Below are 18001 nucleotides of genomic sequence, written 5' to 3'. Positions count from 1 at the left end.
AATGGCATATATAATGATTGAAATCAATGCCCAAGTTTCTTTTGGATCCCAAGCCCAATAACGTCCCCACGATTCGTTTGCCCAAACACCGCCTAAAAAGGTACCTATGGTCAATACAAATAAGCCTATGGTCATGGAAATCTCGTTAATATACGAAAGTTCTTTAATGCGGATATCAATTTTGTAGGCACTGCTTTTCGTTCTTATAATCATTAATATTAAGGCCATAAAGCCTAAGACGGCAGATAATGCCAACGGCGCATAACTACTGACAATGGTAGCCACGTGCACCTTAAGCCAAAATGACGATTTCAATACCGGCATTAAATTGGTGATCTCCGGATTTAGCCAATCCAAGTAACTCACAAATAGGAGGGAGCCCGAAAATAACGTCGCCAAAGGCAGTGAAAAATCAGATTTTCTAAACGTCATTAATCCGCAAAGCATCAATACCCAAGCTACAAAAACCATCATTTCATAACCGTTACTCCAAGGTGGATGTTGTGCAATATACCAACGTAGGAGAATGTTTCCGGTAAATATCAAGAAACTGATCAATGAAATTAATATGAGAATATTCCAAAGGATATTTATAAATTGCTTCTGAACGAATATTTTAGAAAGTGCCAAGACCAGCATGATCAAACCAATGGTGAAAAAGGTTTGGAACAGCCAAAAATTAAGATTCATTTGGTTGTACCACAACTCGGCTTCTATTCGTTCTTCAGAAGGGATGATGTCCTTTGCCAAAGTGGTTTGATAGGTGTCTATATAGGATAGTTTATCGGTAGCACCTGCCCAATTATGGGTTGCGATATCATTAAAATACGTTCTTGTGATGTTTTGAACAAAGACCCCATCTTCTGCTGGGAAGTCATTAAAATGGTGCGTATAACTAAACCACTTATGCGTATCATCTAAACTGTTTGGGAAGATATTTAAATAATTACCAGAGAAAATATTGAATAGAATATTAAACCGTTCATCAACTTTAATGACTTCCTTGTCAAACTCGTTTTGCTCCGCAGGTTTTTTGGCATGTGCCACTTCTGCCATTTTTGACAGGACATAATTGCCGTCAGGATTGATCAAATGATCAAAGGAGATATACCCGTCGTCCGTAATTTTGAGAGGTTTGAAAAAATCCCCTCCTTTTATGGCTTCGATTTTAATGACCGGAATTTTCTGCCATGCGCCAGGTGAAACGTGCATCGCTAAGAATACCTGATTGGCATCCAAACTTATTTTGTCTTCTTTTGTTTTATAGGTAAACGTGGTCTTACCATAGATTTTACGTAAAAACTCTGAAGCTAATGTATTGATAGGCTTGATCCGTCCATCGACATCCTGGACTAAAATACGTCCGAAGAAATCTGAATGTTGTTTTTCAATTTCTTGAGCTTTCACTAATTCTGTTACAGAAGGTATGGAATCTTTCTGCATTGGTCCTTGCCCGAATGTGATCACGGAACTGAATAACGCAATCAGAAGAATCGTCGTGTTTTGCTTGATTTTCTTTAGTTTCTTACTAATAATAGTAAAACGTGTACTTTTTCCGAAGAGCGTAAAAAACATCCCAATCATCAATAAAAAATAACCAATATAGGTTGTTGCCGTACCCAAAACATCATGATTGACCGCCAGTAAGGTTCCTTTTTCATCGGTATCGTAACTGGCCTGATAAAATCTATAGCCGCCATAATCTAAAACATTGTTCATATAGATCCGGAAAGGTATTTTGGTATCGCCATCTATGACCATAACTTCACTGGCATAAGATGATGGACTCTCTGAACCTGGATAACGTTCCAATTGAAATTCGTTCAACTTTATTGAAAACGGAATTTCAATGGGCATCGCGCCGTACGAAAAAGCCAATTTGACGTCTCCAATGATGGTCTCGTGAGTGGTAGGTAAAAATCCTTTTCTATAAAGCAACATGACCTCTTCGGTTTTATCTCCAACCTTAACATTTAAAACCACAGCATCGTCCTTAGTTGGGTCGTTGTCTTTTGGTTTTTCGGACGTACTTACCAATTTCATACTTCCTTTGGGATGATAGGAAAGTGGCACAAATGATAGATCACCTTGTCTGTATAAGGTTTTAAGCGACATCGGCTGAAGAGAATCTCCTTTTATGACACCCGCTTTTTGATCGGACATTATAAAAAAGTCGAGTGGGTGAGGTGCCCATATTTTAAACTCTCCATCTTCTTCGGTAATATTAATAATTCCCTTTTCTTCGGCTTCAAACCCTACTTTATGTTTGTGAGGGCCTATGATTTCTACCTCTCCTTTATTTAGAAAAAGTGTTTCTCTACCGTTTCCAGATGTGGTGACCATTTGTAACAAAGGAATGCCATTTTCTTGATCATCAACAATTTCAGGTAAGGCATCGGCAACAAATTCTTTCAAAGAAATTTCAATAGGAATGTTTTCCAGATCGGAACTGATAGAAAAACTATTGTCATTTAGCGGAGAGAACTCCATTTTCTTTTCAAGATGTCTCGTTTTTTCTCCGTTGGAAATATGAACTTGCAAATAGTTTTTATCTGAAATAATCATATTTGAACTTTGACCTTCCCTAATGCGCATGATGCCGCCGTAAGAATGATATCGTGTAATTCCTGCACCAATTATGATGATGATAAACGAAAGATGAAAGAGGAGTATGGCCCATTTCTCTTTTCGCCATAAGTTGTATTTAAACGTACTGGCGAGAAAACATAGTGCTAAACCCACCATCACTAATTCAAACCACAATGCGTCATAGATTTTGATCCAAGCGGTATCCGTGCCAAAATCATTTTCAATAAAAGTTGCGGTTGCCATGGCAACCGCAAAAATTAAAAGTAAAACTAAGGCTAAAACGGAAGACGAAAAGAAACGATAAATTAATTTCATAGAGAGTAATCTGGCTTGAAAAAGCCTTTATAAGAATGTTTTAATCCGATTATGGATCTTTATTTGGTGGCGCTTACTACTTTCTTTGAACCCATTTTGGCTTCACGCGCTTTTGCCTCTTCCAACCATTTTGGCAAAGTATTAGCTTTAAAGCTCTCTTTATCCTTTCTTAGTTGGTCCATATCAAGGCCAATATATTTTTGTGCTTTTGCTTTTGTTGAAATATCAGGCATTGCCACAGGCTCGTTATGTCCTAAAGTAGCCAAGAGCCGCACTAACTTAACTCGTGCTTCTTGTGCTTCAGCAAGACCACTCCCCAATACACGCCCTATTTCTACAGGTGAATGAAAGGACGCACCATGAGAAGCAGCAGTATAATCCCAACGCCATTGTGCGTGACGAATGCTCATAAGAATGTCTTTCATTTGCTCTTCTGTTGCACCAAGTTCCCACGCTTTTCCAGCTTCAATATGAGCCTTTACCAAAACATCTTCTAATTTGATTCTGTTTTCATTAGCTTTTTTTTGTCTGTCGTATACGTTGGCAATAAGTTTGGCAGTTTCTTCTCTGTGACATACTTGGCATGAGTTGGCCACATTGTTTAACGGCGATTGTAAATGGTGATCTGTAAACTTTTGTCCGCCTTCACTCTTATACGGCATATGGCAATCGGCACATGAAACGCCACGATCGGCATGGACTCCTGTTAGGAAAATCTCATAATCTGGATGCTGTGCTTTTAGCATTGGCGCTTTACTGATGGCGTGTGTCCAATCTGAAAATCCAATAGCGTCGTAATATTTTTCCATATCCTCAACTGAAAATCCGTTTTCCCATGGGAATGTAAGGTAACTGGTTCCTTCATGGCCTAGTTTATTTTTGTTGAAATAATATTCCACGTGGCATTGTGCACATACCAAAGAGCGCATTTCTTGGTGCGTGGCCTTGTTGATATCTTTGCCCATGGCCTGAAAAGCCTCCACCAACGCAGGTCTTGTAATACGCAACTTCATGTTGTTAGGGTCGTGACAGTCTGCACAACCAATTGGGTTGACTACCTCCGATACGTTTTCGGCCCAAGTACCAGCATAAAATTCCCCAACACCATGCTCGTCCATCAATCGTGGTACATCCGGTCCTTTACACGCCCAGCAGGTTGCTGGCATTGGACCATCTTCTTTGTTTTCCGGCGCTCCAGAGCGCAAACTGTTGTGAAGGTCATCTATGGCATAATAGTGGCCACGACCTTGATTGTAATCTTTTGAAAAAGCATATCCTGCCCAAAGCAACACCATTCTAGGATCTTCTTCTAGCATATCCACAGTGGCCGAACCACCTTGGTAAGAACGAAATGTCGTATCTGCCGTTTGCAGATAAGACTGATACTCTCGTGGATAGTTTTTTCCCCATTCCTCATTTCGTGGCTCATTTTCACCAATTACCACACTGGGCACGTACTTGTATTTGGCCTCACTTTTCCTGTTAATAATGCTTGATGCCAGGAGTCCTAGCAAAAAGACGACTATAATTGTGACGATGAAGAGAACTTTGTTTTTCATAATTGTTGGGTTTATTGAGCTTCCATTTCTTTTGCCAACCATTCCGGAATCACCATTTCATCTTGATCCGTCGGTAATGGGGCGATATTATATTTTACCGTCGATAGCCCGTGGATACGACCGTGTGGCACTTCTTGGTGACAAGACCAACAGGCTCTTTCAGTGCGGTTTTCTCTATGATTATCAAGCCAGCCATCATATTTCACTTCGGTTACTTGCTGGATGTGGCATCTAATACAATTGTTTTGGACAACTTCTTGTGATGCCTCACGCATCGTGATGACATCTGGCTCTGCTCTGGCCGTGAAAACAGCCGAGTGATATAAGCCATCTTTAGCTTTAAAATAATAGGAATTAAATATATTATCCTGGGGCACGTGACACCCATTACAAGACACCCATTCTCTATGGGAACTGTGCATCCAACTGTTATAAACTGGCGTCATGACGTGGCAGTTTACACAGGCTTGGGGATTGTCAGATAGGTAAGATACCACTTCGGCTTCACGCATTAGGAAAAAGCCCATGCCCATCACAACAGCAATTGCAAAAATTGCAAAAGTGCGCCAAGAGGACCCTTTTTCTGGAAGTATTTTAAAATTAAACTTCATACTACTGTGAATTGTATGTTAAAAATAACCTATGTGAGGAGCACTATAAATGACATCCGTCATATAAAGATGAATTCTAATCAACTCTAAATTGTAAGAACCTGTCAATAACAAAAATGCAGTTGACCATGTGATAGGTTTTATGATTTAACTATTTAAGCCCGAGTATCTAAGATGCGAAATATTTGTTATTAAAGGAAATCCAGAGGCGATTTTGTTCGGCAGAATAGAAGATTTAGAATGTTTCTAAATTTGAATTATTATTTGGTAATATTCAGTTTTAGGCAGATTTTAGGTTTGTGAAGTGCCCTTAATTGTTCCTGATTTGTGAATGTATTTTAGGTTTGATTCGCCCTTCCTTCAGGTTCCTTCGGTAAACCATATTTTACGGGCAAAACCCGAAAAAACCCGAAAAAATCCGACTAAAACCATCGTAGTTGGGTTTATGGTTGTTTTTGGTAGAAAGATAAACCAATTGTTAAGTGGGCATACTAATATAAAAAGAGGTGCATTTTATGGGAAATATCCTTAATTCTGCTTTAATCGCCGTCTCATCTTTTTAAGTTTTCTATTTCCAAGTTTGAACTTGACTTTGAGCTTTTGTTTTCTCGCCTTTTCACTATTTTGATCCTGTACCAATTGTAAAAAAAACTTTGCTCCGGCATTTTTATAACTCGTTTTTTCGGGTAATGAAAGCCCGTCATTGTTTTTAAGATTTTTCCAAGGTACGGATATCCAGATATTCATATGCTCCTTCAGTTTTAACCGGCCTTCGGCAAATAAATGAAGGGCAGTCGATTGGATTTCCGTTCGCGGGATGATAATCTCACCATCCTTTATTTCAAACGTTTGTACAATGGGTTGGAATCTTAGGTTTTTAAAGCGTTCTGCCCTCATCAACGGTACATTCTCCATGATGGGCTCGTAATTATAAAGGGCTAAATCCTCAAGTTCAAAATAAACAGTACCATTTAAGGAATCCAGATTCAATTTACCTCTTTCATCCAGCATGCCATGAGCTTTTATAGTGTAATTTAGCTGGCCTTTAATGCTATCCGCCTGTTTTAGATCGGAAGTATCAAAGTAATTGACACTACTCAGAAATTCCTTAAGATCAATATCTCTTACGCTCATTTCCAACGTAACAGGGGTTGGGGAAACATCAGCAATCCCTAATTCGAGATCTACTGCGATGGTGCCACCAAAACTCTTGAATTGCATGTCTTCAATATGAAAATTGTCCTCAACAAATAACAATTCCGATTCAAATTTGGTGACATTGAATTTATCGTGTTTTAATGTATCAATTTCGATGGCTATGGTTGGATAGAAGGATCGGTTGATCTTTAACAGGGTTTCCTGCCATTCTTTGAAATTAAAAGGTTGGGCATCGGTTTTATCAGAATTTGATTTTGAGGACTTTATAAATTTCTGAATATCAGAACTGTCCAAATAAGGTGAATAAATAGAAAAATCAGATTTGTGTTGGTTAAAATCCTGAGGACCATTAATGAATTCTGAGAAATTATCGATGGTCCCGGAGAAAAAAACCTGACTTTTCCCTGGCAATTTGATGTCGAGCGTTTTAAGTTTGGCAACATCATTGTTTATTTCAACATGCAAACTGTCTATTGGAAATTGAAGACCCGCAGCTTTGAACTCGCCCGTGGTGCCGGCAATTTTTAAATCGCCAAATCCCTCGGCATTCAATAGCGTTAAATCCGTGGATTCAGCTTTGTAGTTTCCGACAAATTCAAAATCGCCCGATTTGAACACAAAATTAGTGGTCTTTAGGTAATCATTCAAATCTTCAGATTTCCCTTTCACTTCAACCGAAAAATCAAGATCAAATGGGTTGTCTTTAAGTAACTCCACTTGACTTGAATGTGCATTGATTTCACCATGAACATAGGCTACAGTCTCTTTAAAGTGTAAATCCAAATGGTTCAATTTAAGTATGGAATCATTTTCAAAAAACACTTGGGCATTGATGTTCTGGGTGATCAATCCTTTATATTTTAAAGAATCTACGGCGATTTGGATTTCCGGATTAAATCTATTAAGGTCTTTAAAGATGCTGTGCAAAGCCTTTTTGCTTTTATGGACCTTTGATTTGTCTTCATTTTTAAAGGAGTTTATGGTTCCCAATAAATCATCACCGTCAATAAATGGAGCATCAAGATTCAAGGATACAGAAGCGGGACCTTCTTTATTGTCCAACAAAAAAACGGGGAATTGATTAATCCGTCCATCAAGATTTATGGAGTGGAGCTCATCAATCTGTAAATTGAATTCCTTGAGTAGAATATCAGAATTATCAACAAATAGGGACAAGGAATCAATTGTGATATCCATTTTTGCAGGTTCGTAGTGAAGACTAGTGTTGGTCAAGGTCAGATCACCTCGTGCATTATCCATGAGTTCACTGAGCTCTTTGACATTACCTGTAACATGGCCATTAAACTTAAAATCGCCAGAGTCAATTCTAAAAAGCTCAATATTGAACAACTCCTTAAAAACGGAAATTGGACCACTTGAACTTGCCTCCGCATTGATGTAAATGGCATCTTTTAAACGACTAAGTGGCCCGTGAACCCTGACATTCCCTTTTAAATTGGTTATGGCTTCACCATAGTTGAAGTTAAAATTCCTTAATAGAATAGTCTCAGAATTGATGAGCTCCATATTCGATTTTAGCGCGTTTATCACCACATCATTATAAGTTAAAGAACCTATATTGATCCTAAATTGTGGATGGAATTGGCTGTAGATGGCCTCAAGAGTTTCATGCAAATTCCTTCTATCATCCACAGCTGCGCTAGACTTTGGGACAAATTGTTTCGCCATGCCAATCACGTCATTGATGTTTAGGTTTTTGGAGTTCAATGAAATTTGACTTGTGGTAGGAACTGTTGGTGTCTTAGACAAAATTCCGGCAATGTTTTTTAGGTTTCCCTGAAATACAAGATCCTCTCCATTGGGCAAGTTAATGGTGAGCTCTCTTAAAACGGAATTTTCCCTTTCTAACGAAACCGTAATCGATTGGATAGGTAATTGAAGTCCGTTTTTCTTAAGGATTACTTGAGTGTTTTTCAAGTTAAACAGACCTGAAGCCTTATTTAGGAATTCGTACGGATTTTGAATATCTCCAGAAAAGTGTGCATCCAAAAGAAACTTTCCACCCTTAAAATCAAAATTATCAGTTTCAATAATCGCTGCCAAGTCTTCATTATTACCATTTAAATGCACATAGGCGTCTATAAAGTTTAGGGCTTCAGGTGTGCTTTGGAAATATGAGTTGTAAATGTCAACGTGTATCGTCTCCAGATTCGCAACTAAGGTGTCAAAAGTTATTTTAAAATCTTTTACCGACTTTTTTTCCCTTCTTAAACTATCTGTTTTATAAAGATCATTGGTCAGGTTACCACTAAAGGAGGTATTCTTAAAATGAAATTTGTCGGCAACTATCACCTCATTGTCTGTGGTGGAAAAATCAGCGTTAATATCAGGGTTGTTGCCGTAGGCGAATTTTCCTAATAGCCTGAGATGGGTTTTAAGGGGTCTTTGGATCTCATAACTTTTAAGTTTTGCTGAAATGCTATCCGTCAGTAACCCTTTAAGGGCTTTAAAATCTGAATTAGGATTTTCCAATGAAAATCGGTATTCTGTGATGTCAGAAAGATCAAAATTCGCACTTAATTGAAAGGTCTGATCATCAATTTTGAGTGGAAATTCAGGAACTTCTATCAAGTCATTTTCTAAATCTACACTAAAATTATAGACGCCTTTTACAATCGCCCCGTTGAAGAAACTGCCTTTATTGGTGTTAAATCCCAAGTTGTTGACAGTGATATTTATATCTGAGTTTCCAACTAACAGGTTGTGATCCCCTTTAAATGCTCCTTTAATCTTATGAATGTCAAGATTAAAATATTTGTTTAAAACACTATCCTTGGTAATATATTTAACATTTTCCAATAAGACCTTGGCACCCGTGGGGTTGACCCAATCTGGTAGGTTAAAACCTTTGATTCGATTTTGTTGCTTTTCTTTCTTGAGTTGCTGGTGATACATTAAAGGTTTGGTGGATATGACTTCAGAATGGAATTCGGCATTTTTGATGGCAATATTTTTAAAGACAATCTTGCCTCTTAATAACTTTCCAGCGCCAATGACCAACTTTGCTTCATCGATTTGAAGTCGTGATACCTGATCAGAAATAGAATCTGTATTAGTGTGTTTGATGTCTTTAAGCGTAAAAACGACATTTGGGAAGCCGCTTAAAAATCGCGCATTGACTTTACCAATGGTCAATGTACCTGAAGTATTCTCAGCATACCACTCCTGTAGCACGTCAATTACACTATCTCTATTGAGCCAACCAATCGTGAAAAGACCAATGGGCAATAGCATAATGACCATGAGGCTTATAAAAATTCTTTTAAGCCATAATTGCTTTTTAGACTTTTTAATTGCGGCTTTCGGGGTTTTCAAGGTTGAAATTTATTGAAAAGTAAGGAGAATATTTGGGCTATTGAGCCTTGTAGATGGAATATTTTTCATCAGTAATAATACAGATTTCAGGGCCGGTTCAAATATAAAAAAAGCTAATCTATAAAATAAATATCAAACTGATGATTTTTGACAAGACTATGGTATAGTGGAGAGGTAAGCTCAACTTGTTACGTATGAGTCTAACAATATTAACTTTAGTATAGTTAGACCTGAGGCAGGCATAACTTTATCTATAGAAAGAAACGCAGACGATAGTACGGTCATTTTTAACGACAGAATAAGTTCATTAAATTAGTTATATGCTCTCAAAACCAAAATGATTCCTCTGAATTGTATATTGGAAATTTGAGGTCAAAAGAAATCTTAAGGTAAAACAAAAAAAGAGGCTATCTCAAGTTTTATGAGAGACTTCTTTTTATTTATAATTTTGAATTTTCGGAACTGGTTTAGCAGGAATTGAGTTAATCTTCAGTCAAAACCCAGTCATCTTTTGTGTAGTGCGCGTGGGGATATGGATTGGTAATAATGACTTTATTCATTTGTCAGGTCTTTTTGTTAATAGTGCTGATGAAGATGAGGTAAGTTATGATACGTATAATGTGGGTAGTTATTTACGCAACCAAAATTTTCCGTATAATTCAACCTTTAGATGTTCCTTTCTTATTTAAAAAGTGCAATTTTGTGGAATGACACCAAATTTGAAATGGTCTTGCTTGAGGTGACAAAAAAATCTAAAATTTAACACTAATACAAAAGATGGATAATAAATTTTCATGCCCCAAGTGCAAAACAAAAGTTCCTTTTATGGAAGTTTTTAAGTTTAAAACAAATCATGTTACGATATGTTCTCATTGTGATTTAGGTATTGTTCCTAAAAACATAAAGTCATGGAGTTTTGGTTTTTTCGTTGGATTTGTAAGTGTCGTAATACCCGCTTTTTTAATACTCCGGTATTATAATAACTTTTCATTTGCTATGTTAATTGGTGTAGGGACTGGTTCGATCGGAATATTTGGTATGGCGTTATACACCTATATAACAACAGAGTTTAAAGAAGCGGATTAAAACTTTTAAGCTAATGTTTAGCTAATTTTTTTTTGATTGCATGTAAAAGAAGTTAGAAGCCTTATGGCTCTAATATTATTGCAGAATATGGTACTATTATAATTGAACGATGATATAGGAAGGTCTGAGGAAGTAGCCGAATATATCTCAAAAAGTATATAAACCCTGGAAGCCGTAAAAAAACGAAAACATCCTGACATCTTATGCTGTCAGGATTTTTTTATTAATAAGATCTCACAGGTTTTTAAAACCTGTAAGGTCTTTTTGTGTTTTATTGGTTTTCAGTCAATACCCAGTCTCCTTTTATCAATAATGGTTCGGCTTGTTTATATTTTAAGGTTTTGTTTTCACCGCTCATCACGTGTTTGATGGTCACTCTATCATTACGTCCAATTTTTGGTTTGTCTCGTACAATGGTTTCCACCACTTCTTGACGTTGTGTATTTCCAGCAGCCCTGCTTTGAGAAGAGCGTTCGTCCAAATTCGGGATTTCCTCCTTCTTGGTTTCGAGCTTTTCTTTGGAACGTACCTGTCGTGCTTCTTGAATGGCATCTGTAGTTTCTGACGGCAATTCCCCTTTAAATAAGAAGGAGATCACATCTTTGTTCACTTGGTCAATCATCACCTTAAACAATTCAAAAGCTTCAAATTTGTAGATCAATAACGGGTCTTTCTGTTCATGGACAGCCAATTGAACCGATTGTTTCAATTCGTCCATTTTGCGTAAATGGGTTTTCCATGCATCATCTAGAATAGCCAATGTAATGTTCTTTTCAAAATCATTGATGAGCTGCTTCCCATTAGTTTCATAAGCTTTTTCGAGATCTGTAACTACTTGTAAGCTCTTTACGCCATCTGTAAACGGAACGACGATACGTTTAAACTTATCGCGCTGTGTTTCATACACGTTTTTGATCACAGGAAAAGCCATTTCAGCATTCTTTTGCATTTTATCCTTATAATGGCTGAATGCAGCCTTATAAATTTTACCTGCAATCTCTATATCGGTCATTTTACTGAATTCAGCCTCTGTAATCGGCGAACTCATTGAGAAATAACGGATCAATTCAAATTCGAAATTCTTAAAGTCGTTGGCAGCTTTATTGGTTTGAGAAATAATTTCTGAGGTATCATAGATCATATTTGCCAAATCCACACGCAAACGTTCGCCATGTAAAGCATGTCGACGACGTTTGTAGATGACTTCACGTTGGGCGTTCATAACATCATCGTATTCCAATAAACGCTTACGCACACCAAAGTTATTTTCTTCCACTTTTTTCTGTGCACGTTCAATAGATTTTGAAATCATGGAATGTTGGATTACTTCACCTTCCTTGAGCCCCATTCTATCCATCATTTTTGCGATACGCTCACTACCAAAAAGACGCATTAAATTATCTTCCAAAGATGCATAAAACTGTGAGCTTCCTGGATCACCTTGACGTCCCGCACGACCACGCAACTGTCTATCCACACGACGTGAGTCATGTCGTTCTGTACCCACGATGGCCAATCCGCCTGCTTTTTTAACTTCCTCACTCAACTTGATATCCGTACCACGACCAGCCATATTGGTCGCAATGGTTACCTGACCCGGTTGGCCTGCTTCAGCAACAATATCGGCTTCTTTTTTATGGAGCTTCGCGTTCAACACGTTGTGAGGCACTTTTCGCAAGGTTAACATCTTACCTAATAGCTCACTGATTTCAACACTGGTTGTTCCAATTAGTACAGGACGGCCTGCTTCTGATAATTTGGTCACTTCATCAATTACCGCATTATACTTTTCGCGTTTGGTTTTATAAACTAAATCATCGCGATCATCACGAGCAATAGGTCTGTTGGTTGGAATTTCAATGACATCCAATTTATAGATTTCCCAGAATTCACCAGCTTCAGTCAAAGCCGTACCGGTCATACCAGATAACTTACGGTACATTCTAAAGTAATTCTGTAGGGTTACCGTAGCAAAGGTTTGCGTGGCTGCCTCAATTTTCACATTTTCTTTGGCTTCAATGGCTTGGTGCAAACCGTCACTATAACGACGACCATCCATTATACGACCCGTTTGTTCATCGACAATCATCACTTTATTGTCAATGACTACATATTGAATGTCTTTTTCAAATAGGGCATAAGCCTTTAATAATTGGCTCAGGGTGTGGATACGTTCTGATTTGATTCCAAAATCCCTAAACAATTCTTCTTTAGCTTCTGCTTCTTTTTCTTTGGAAAGGTTTTGTGATTCGATTTTAGAAATCTCCATTCCTATTTCAGGCATGACGAAGAAATTTGGATCGTCCTCTCCGGAAAGAAAGTCTACCCCTTTATCAGATAATTCCACCTGATTATTTTTCTCATCAATTACATAGTACAGTTCCGCATCAACTTTGGGCATTTCGCGGTTATTGTCCTGCATGTAATGATTCTCTGTTTTTTGCAATAATTGTTTGATGCCTTCTTCGCTTAAAAACTTGATTAAAGCTTTGTTTTTAGGCATTCCTCTATATACACGCAGCAACTTAAAGCCACCTTCTTTGGTATCGCCTTCGGCAATCAATTTCTTGGCTTCTGCCAAAACACCTGTTAGATAATGACGTTGCGCTGCTACGATGGCATCAACTTTAGGCTTTAATTCGTTAAATTCATGACGTTCGCCTTGCGGAATTGGTCCAGAAATAATTAAAGGGGTACGAGCATCATCCACTAAAACAGAATCCACCTCATCCACAATAGCGTAGTGGTGTGGACGTTGCACTAAATCGTCAGGCGAATGTGCCATATTATCACGCAGGTAGTCAAACCCAAATTCGTTATTGGTGCCGTAGGTAATGTCTGCATTATATGCTTTTTTACGTGCTGCAGAATTCGGCTGATGGTAGTCAATACAATCGACACTCATCCCATGGAATTCAAACAATGGCGCCATCCACGCACTATCACGTTTTGCCAGATAATCATTGACCGTTACTAAGTGCACACCGTTACCAGTAAGTGCATTTAAGTACATTGGAAGGGAGGCCACAAGTGTTTTACCTTCCCCAGTTTGCATCTCTGCAATTTTACCTTGATGTAGTGCCACACCACCAATGAGTTGCACGTCATAATGGATCATGTCCCAGGTAATTGGTTTTCCGGCAGCATCCCAAGAGTTTGCCCAAATGGCTTTGTCATCTTCTAAAGTGACATAGTCTTTGCTTCCCGAAATTTCGCGGTCAAAAGTACTCGCGGTTACAGTTATGGAGGTATTGTGGACAAAGCGCTTTGCAGTTTCTTTAACAACACCAAAAGCTTCCGGTAAAATAGTGTTCAATACTTCTTCTGTAGCCTTATAGATATCGTCTTTGATACGATCAATCTCTAGATAGATGTCTTCACGTTCGTCAATGTCTTCTGTCGCTTCAGCATCTTTTTGAAGTTTATCGATCTTATCGTTAAAAGGCTGACGCGCTTCAGCGATCTTAGATTTGAAAAATTCAGTTTTTGCCCTTAATTCATCGTGTGACAAAGCTTCCAAGGCCTTTTCATAGGTTTTGATTTGATCAACAATAGGCATGATGGCTTTGACATCCTGTTTGGATTTGTCGCCAACAAAGACCTTTAATATGGAATCTAAAAAACTCATAAGGTATTTGTGTTTAAGCTACACTTCGACAAGCTCAGTGTGCGTTTATGATAATATAAATTATTTGTACGATATTTTTGCTGCTAAGGCTCACAAAGATACGGTTTGTGCTAAGTTTATTAAATAATAACGCACAAAAAAAGTCTCTTGATGAGACTTTTTAACTATTCTTTTTTATTTATTTAATATTCGTCTTCGTTCCAGAGGTAGTCCTCATCGGTTGGATAATCTGACCATATTTCTTCAATTGAATCGTAAGAGTCACCTTCGTCCTCAATTGCTTGTAAGTTTTCAACTACTTCTAAAGGTGCACCAGTACGAATCGCATAATCAATTAATTCGTCTTTGGTGGCAGGCCAAGGCGCATCACTTAAATAAGATGCTAGTTCTAATGTCCAATACATTTGTTTATTCGTTTTAAATTTTTGCAAAAATAATTTTTTTGTTGATATAATCAAGTAAAAAATGAATTATTTAGTCATTAATTAAAAGAGCGTATAATTCTTACATGATTTCACGACTTTAAATATACAATCAAAAAAAATGTAACAGCCCAATTTCTTTAGGATTCTTTTTGCGGAATCCATTGGATTTCTTCGGCTTGTAAATCATGAGACAACTTTCGTGCCAACACAAAGAGATAGTCAGATAGTCGATTTAAATACATTAAAGCTTCCGGTTGGAAAGGCTCTAAGTCATTAAGTGCAGAGGCTAAACGCTCCGCCCTGCGGCACACGCAGCGGGCAATGTGACAAAATGACACGGTTTGATGTCCGCCTGGTAAAACAAAGTGTGTCATTTCTGGTAAGGTCGTATTCATCAGATCTATTTCATTTTCCAAACGATGGATATCGGCCGCTGAGATTTTTGGAATGTTCAATCGGGCTTTTCCACTTTTAAGGGTTGCCTTATTGGGATCCGTAGCTAAAGTGGAGCCAATGGTGAACAGTCTGTCTTGAATGATCATTAAGATTTCTTTCGAATGTTGATCGATGTTTTGATCTCTAATTAAGCCAATATGTGAATTTAATTCATCCACCGTTCCATAACTGTCAATGCGGATATGGTGTTTTGGGACTCTTGTGCCGCCAAATAGTGCGGTGGTCCCTTTATCGCCTGTTTTTGTATAGATTTTCATTTTTTAAGGAGTTTGAAGTTGTAAGCACTAGGCTTGATATACGAAGATACATTAGAATAAAAAGTTTTACCACGAATGGGCAACTATTTTTTTTTGAATCGGTAGAGGGATAGGTGGTGGAGGTGTAGTAGGGAGTTATCGTGAGTACGACTATTTCTTTAAATTTGGGGAAGGAAGCCTGAAGCACGAAGATGTTATAGTGTGGTAAAGTAGCCACGAATGCCCAAATTTTTATTGAAGGATTTGATCGCAGAATTCACACCTATAAAGAATTCTACATTCAATATTTATTGGATAGTAAGTAATTGATAAGTTTTTAGGAATTAAGTCCTTGGTCCAACTAAAAAAATTTATCCTGAACTCTGAACCCTGAACCCTGAACCCTGAACCCTGAACCCCGAACCCTGAACACTGCCTGTCCGTGCGTAGCATTTGCGAAGGCGTAATACTAATCCTTTAGCAAATCCGGGCGCCTTTTCTTAGTGTGTTCGTACGCTTGGTCTTCGCGCCATTTTTCTATATTCGCAAAATGCCCAGAAAACAGAACTTCAGGCACCTTCATGCCTTTATATTCTCTGGGTTTTGTATAAATAGGTGGAGCTAATAAATTATCTTGAAAGGAGTCTGTCAATGCCGAAGTTTCATTGCCCAAGACACCGGGAATAAGCCGGATGATTGCATCACACAATACGGCTGCTCCCAATTCGCCTCCTGAAAGGACATAATCGCCAATTGAAATCTCTTTGGTAATCAATAAATCCCTCACACGTTGATCTACGCCTTTATAATGACCGCAAAGAATTATAATATTCTCTTTTAAGGAAAGCGTGTTGGCCATGCTCTGATTTAATGTGTTACCGTCAGGTGTCATATAGATGACTTCGTCGTAATCACGCTCCTCCTTTAATTTAGAGATGCATTTATCAATAGGTTCAATCATCATGACCATACCAGCACCGCCACCAAACTGTGTGTCATCTATGGACTTGTAACGATCCGTTGTGTAGTCTCTTAAATTATGGAAATGGACTTCGACCAACCCTGCTTCGATGGCACGTTTTAATATAGAGGCTTCGAAAGGACTTTTAAGTAACTCAGGTAAAACAGTAATGATATCTATGCGCATGTTGGTTAAATCTTCGGTTAGCAGAGCACAGTCGTCAGAATGTGAAGAAATCTGCAATAATTTTAGAGAGGATATTGGGTTCGTATTTCACGCAAACTAGAAAATGTCTGTGGCCCTCTTAATCAAAAATCTGTAAGGTTTCTTACAGATTTTTTAAGTTTTTTACTTTAAGGTTTTTTGCTTATTGATCTCATCCTGCAATTGTCGCCTTACTTTTTGTTCACGTTCAAGAGCTGTACGTCTGTGTTCTTCAAATTCCTCCTCAGTTTCCATCAAGGATTTTTTCGCTAATCTTGTCACAGAATTACTATTTCTAAATTTATAAATGAAGATTAATAACAAGAAGAATAGCGCGCCAATGATGCTCCACATCAAAACGTTATAATTGTTTTTGCTCATTTGCAACCCAAACAAAGCCATATTGTCCTTCTCTTCATTGGTGTCTGCTAACGTAGATTCAGTTTCAGAAAGGTTCATTTTTAGGGTTACGATTTCCTGAGCCAAACTATCCACCGTGCTTTGGGTGGTTTTTAAATCGTTTTGAAGTGCTTTTAAAGAATCTAATGTGTGGGCCTTTAATTGATATAACCAAGTTTTTTTTACATTTTTATACTCTTGATAATTGTAAGATTTTTGAATGACATATTCAAACTGGTTGTCTATCGTTCCTTCAGTAAGCGATAACGTATCCTCCTCCTCAGTGGTGGTAGTATTTTGAGCGTTGGAGACTACAAAAAACAGACAAGCGACGAGAGTAAGGGTTAGAGTTTTTAAAGAATGCATTGGATTGATTTTTCGGATGTGATTAAATTTTGGACAAGATAAAAAAAATATGCCGATGTACGCTAATATTTAAAACAAATAGCCTCGCAGTGTGGAGGCTATTTGATATACGGTTAAAGTTTTATTTTAGATGTTTTATCCGACTAATAATATGTAAAACGTCTTACTTTTGATATGTATTTAGCCAATCTTATGACTTGATGGCTATAACCATATTCATTGTCATACCAAATATACAGAATTATGTTTTGGCCACCATCTCTTATGATGGTTGCTTTGCTGTCATAAATTGCAGGTGCGGAACATCCTACAATATCACTGGAGACAAGCTCATCACTCAATTCATATTTTATCTGTTCCACAAGATTTCCTTCCAGAGCATACTTTTTTATGATGGTATGAATTCCCTCGAGTGATGTGGGTTTTTCAAGTTCCAAGTTCAATATAGCCAAAGAGCCGTTTGGCACGGGAACACGAATGGCATTGGAAGTCAATTTTCCTTCTAATGACGGTAACGCTTTGGATACTGCGCTGCCAGCGCCCGTTTCTGTGATGACCATGTTCAAGGCAGCGGCACGACCACGACGGTATTTGCTATGGAAATTATCAACTAAATTCTGATCGTTTGTATAAGAGTGGATGGTTTCTATATGACCATATTTTACGCCTAAA

10 protein-coding genes and 1 pseudogene are annotated in these 18001 nt (G+C 37.9%); 1 reads left to right on the top strand and 10 read right to left on the bottom strand.

What is annotated here, in order from left to right:
- From ccsA to VLZ86_RS14955, 4 genes are all read right to left on the bottom strand, one after another.
- The coding region (gene ccsA, locus VLZ86_RS14970) for a cytochrome c biogenesis protein (RefSeq protein ID WP_325452781.1) at positions 1 to 2904 on the bottom strand (2904 nt) is incomplete at its 3' end.
- A 59-nt stretch (positions 2905 to 2963) separates the two neighbouring features.
- Positions 2964 to 4463, bottom strand: coding sequence for an ammonia-forming cytochrome c nitrite reductase (nrfA, locus tag VLZ86_RS14965; RefSeq protein WP_325452779.1), 1500 nt, complete (start codon positions 4461 to 4463; stop codon positions 2964 to 2966).
- An 11-nt stretch (positions 4464 to 4474) separates the two neighbouring features.
- Positions 4475 to 5074, bottom strand: a complete 600-nt coding sequence (nrfH, locus tag VLZ86_RS14960) for a cytochrome c nitrite reductase small subunit (protein WP_325452777.1) — start codon at positions 5072 to 5074, stop codon at positions 4475 to 4477.
- 528 nt (positions 5075 to 5602) lie between these two features.
- The gene (locus VLZ86_RS14955; RefSeq protein WP_325452775.1) at positions 5603 to 9568 is read right to left on the bottom strand and encodes an AsmA-like C-terminal region-containing protein; all 3966 of its coding nucleotides are present in this window, start codon (positions 9566 to 9568) and stop codon (positions 5603 to 5605) included.
- Positions 9569 to 10393: 825 nt separating this feature from the next.
- Between VLZ86_RS14955 and VLZ86_RS14950 the strand changes: the two genes are divergently transcribed.
- Positions 10394 to 10654 (top strand): hypothetical protein, encoded by a 261-nt coding sequence (locus VLZ86_RS14950; RefSeq protein ID WP_325452773.1) that lies wholly within the window; start codon positions 10394 to 10396, stop codon positions 10652 to 10654.
- 271 nt (positions 10655 to 10925) lie between these two features.
- Here the strand turns inward: VLZ86_RS14950 and secA are convergent, their stop codons facing one another.
- The 6 genes and pseudogenes from secA to VLZ86_RS14920 form a co-directional block, all read right to left on the bottom strand.
- Positions 10926 to 14282 carry a preprotein translocase subunit SecA gene (secA, locus tag VLZ86_RS14945; protein ID WP_325452771.1) on the bottom strand — a complete coding sequence of 1119 codons (3357 nt, stop codon included), beginning with the start codon at positions 14280 to 14282 and terminating at the stop codon, positions 10926 to 10928.
- 182 nt (positions 14283 to 14464) lie between these two features.
- Positions 14465 to 14686, bottom strand: coding sequence for a DUF2795 domain-containing protein (locus VLZ86_RS14940; RefSeq protein ID WP_010177336.1), 222 nt, complete (start codon positions 14684 to 14686; stop codon positions 14465 to 14467).
- A gap of 158 nt (positions 14687 to 14844) precedes the next feature.
- Positions 14845 to 15420: a cob(I)yrinic acid a,c-diamide adenosyltransferase gene (locus VLZ86_RS14935; RefSeq protein WP_325452762.1), complete on the bottom strand. Its 576-nt coding sequence runs from the start codon at positions 15418 to 15420 to the stop codon at positions 14845 to 14847.
- Between the two features lie 448 nt (positions 15421 to 15868).
- A complete protein-coding gene (gene trmD, locus VLZ86_RS14930; RefSeq protein WP_325452760.1) occupies positions 15869 to 16546 on the bottom strand; it encodes a tRNA (guanosine(37)-N1)-methyltransferase TrmD in 678 nt (225 codons plus the stop codon).
- 162 nt (positions 16547 to 16708) lie between these two features.
- Positions 16709 to 17329, bottom strand: coding sequence for a tRNA (guanine-N1)-methyltransferase (locus VLZ86_RS14925; protein ID WP_325452758.1), 621 nt, complete (start codon positions 17327 to 17329; stop codon positions 16709 to 16711).
- 143 nt (positions 17330 to 17472) lie between these two features.
- Positions 17473 to 18001: pseudogene (locus VLZ86_RS14920) on the bottom strand (glyceraldehyde-3-phosphate dehydrogenase); the annotation flags it as partial.

This window comes from Gelidibacter sp., assembly GCF_035515035.1.
GTDB lineage: Bacteria > Bacteroidota > Bacteroidia > Flavobacteriales > Flavobacteriaceae > Gelidibacter.
This window is presented reverse-complemented; position numbering and strand designations above follow the sequence as displayed.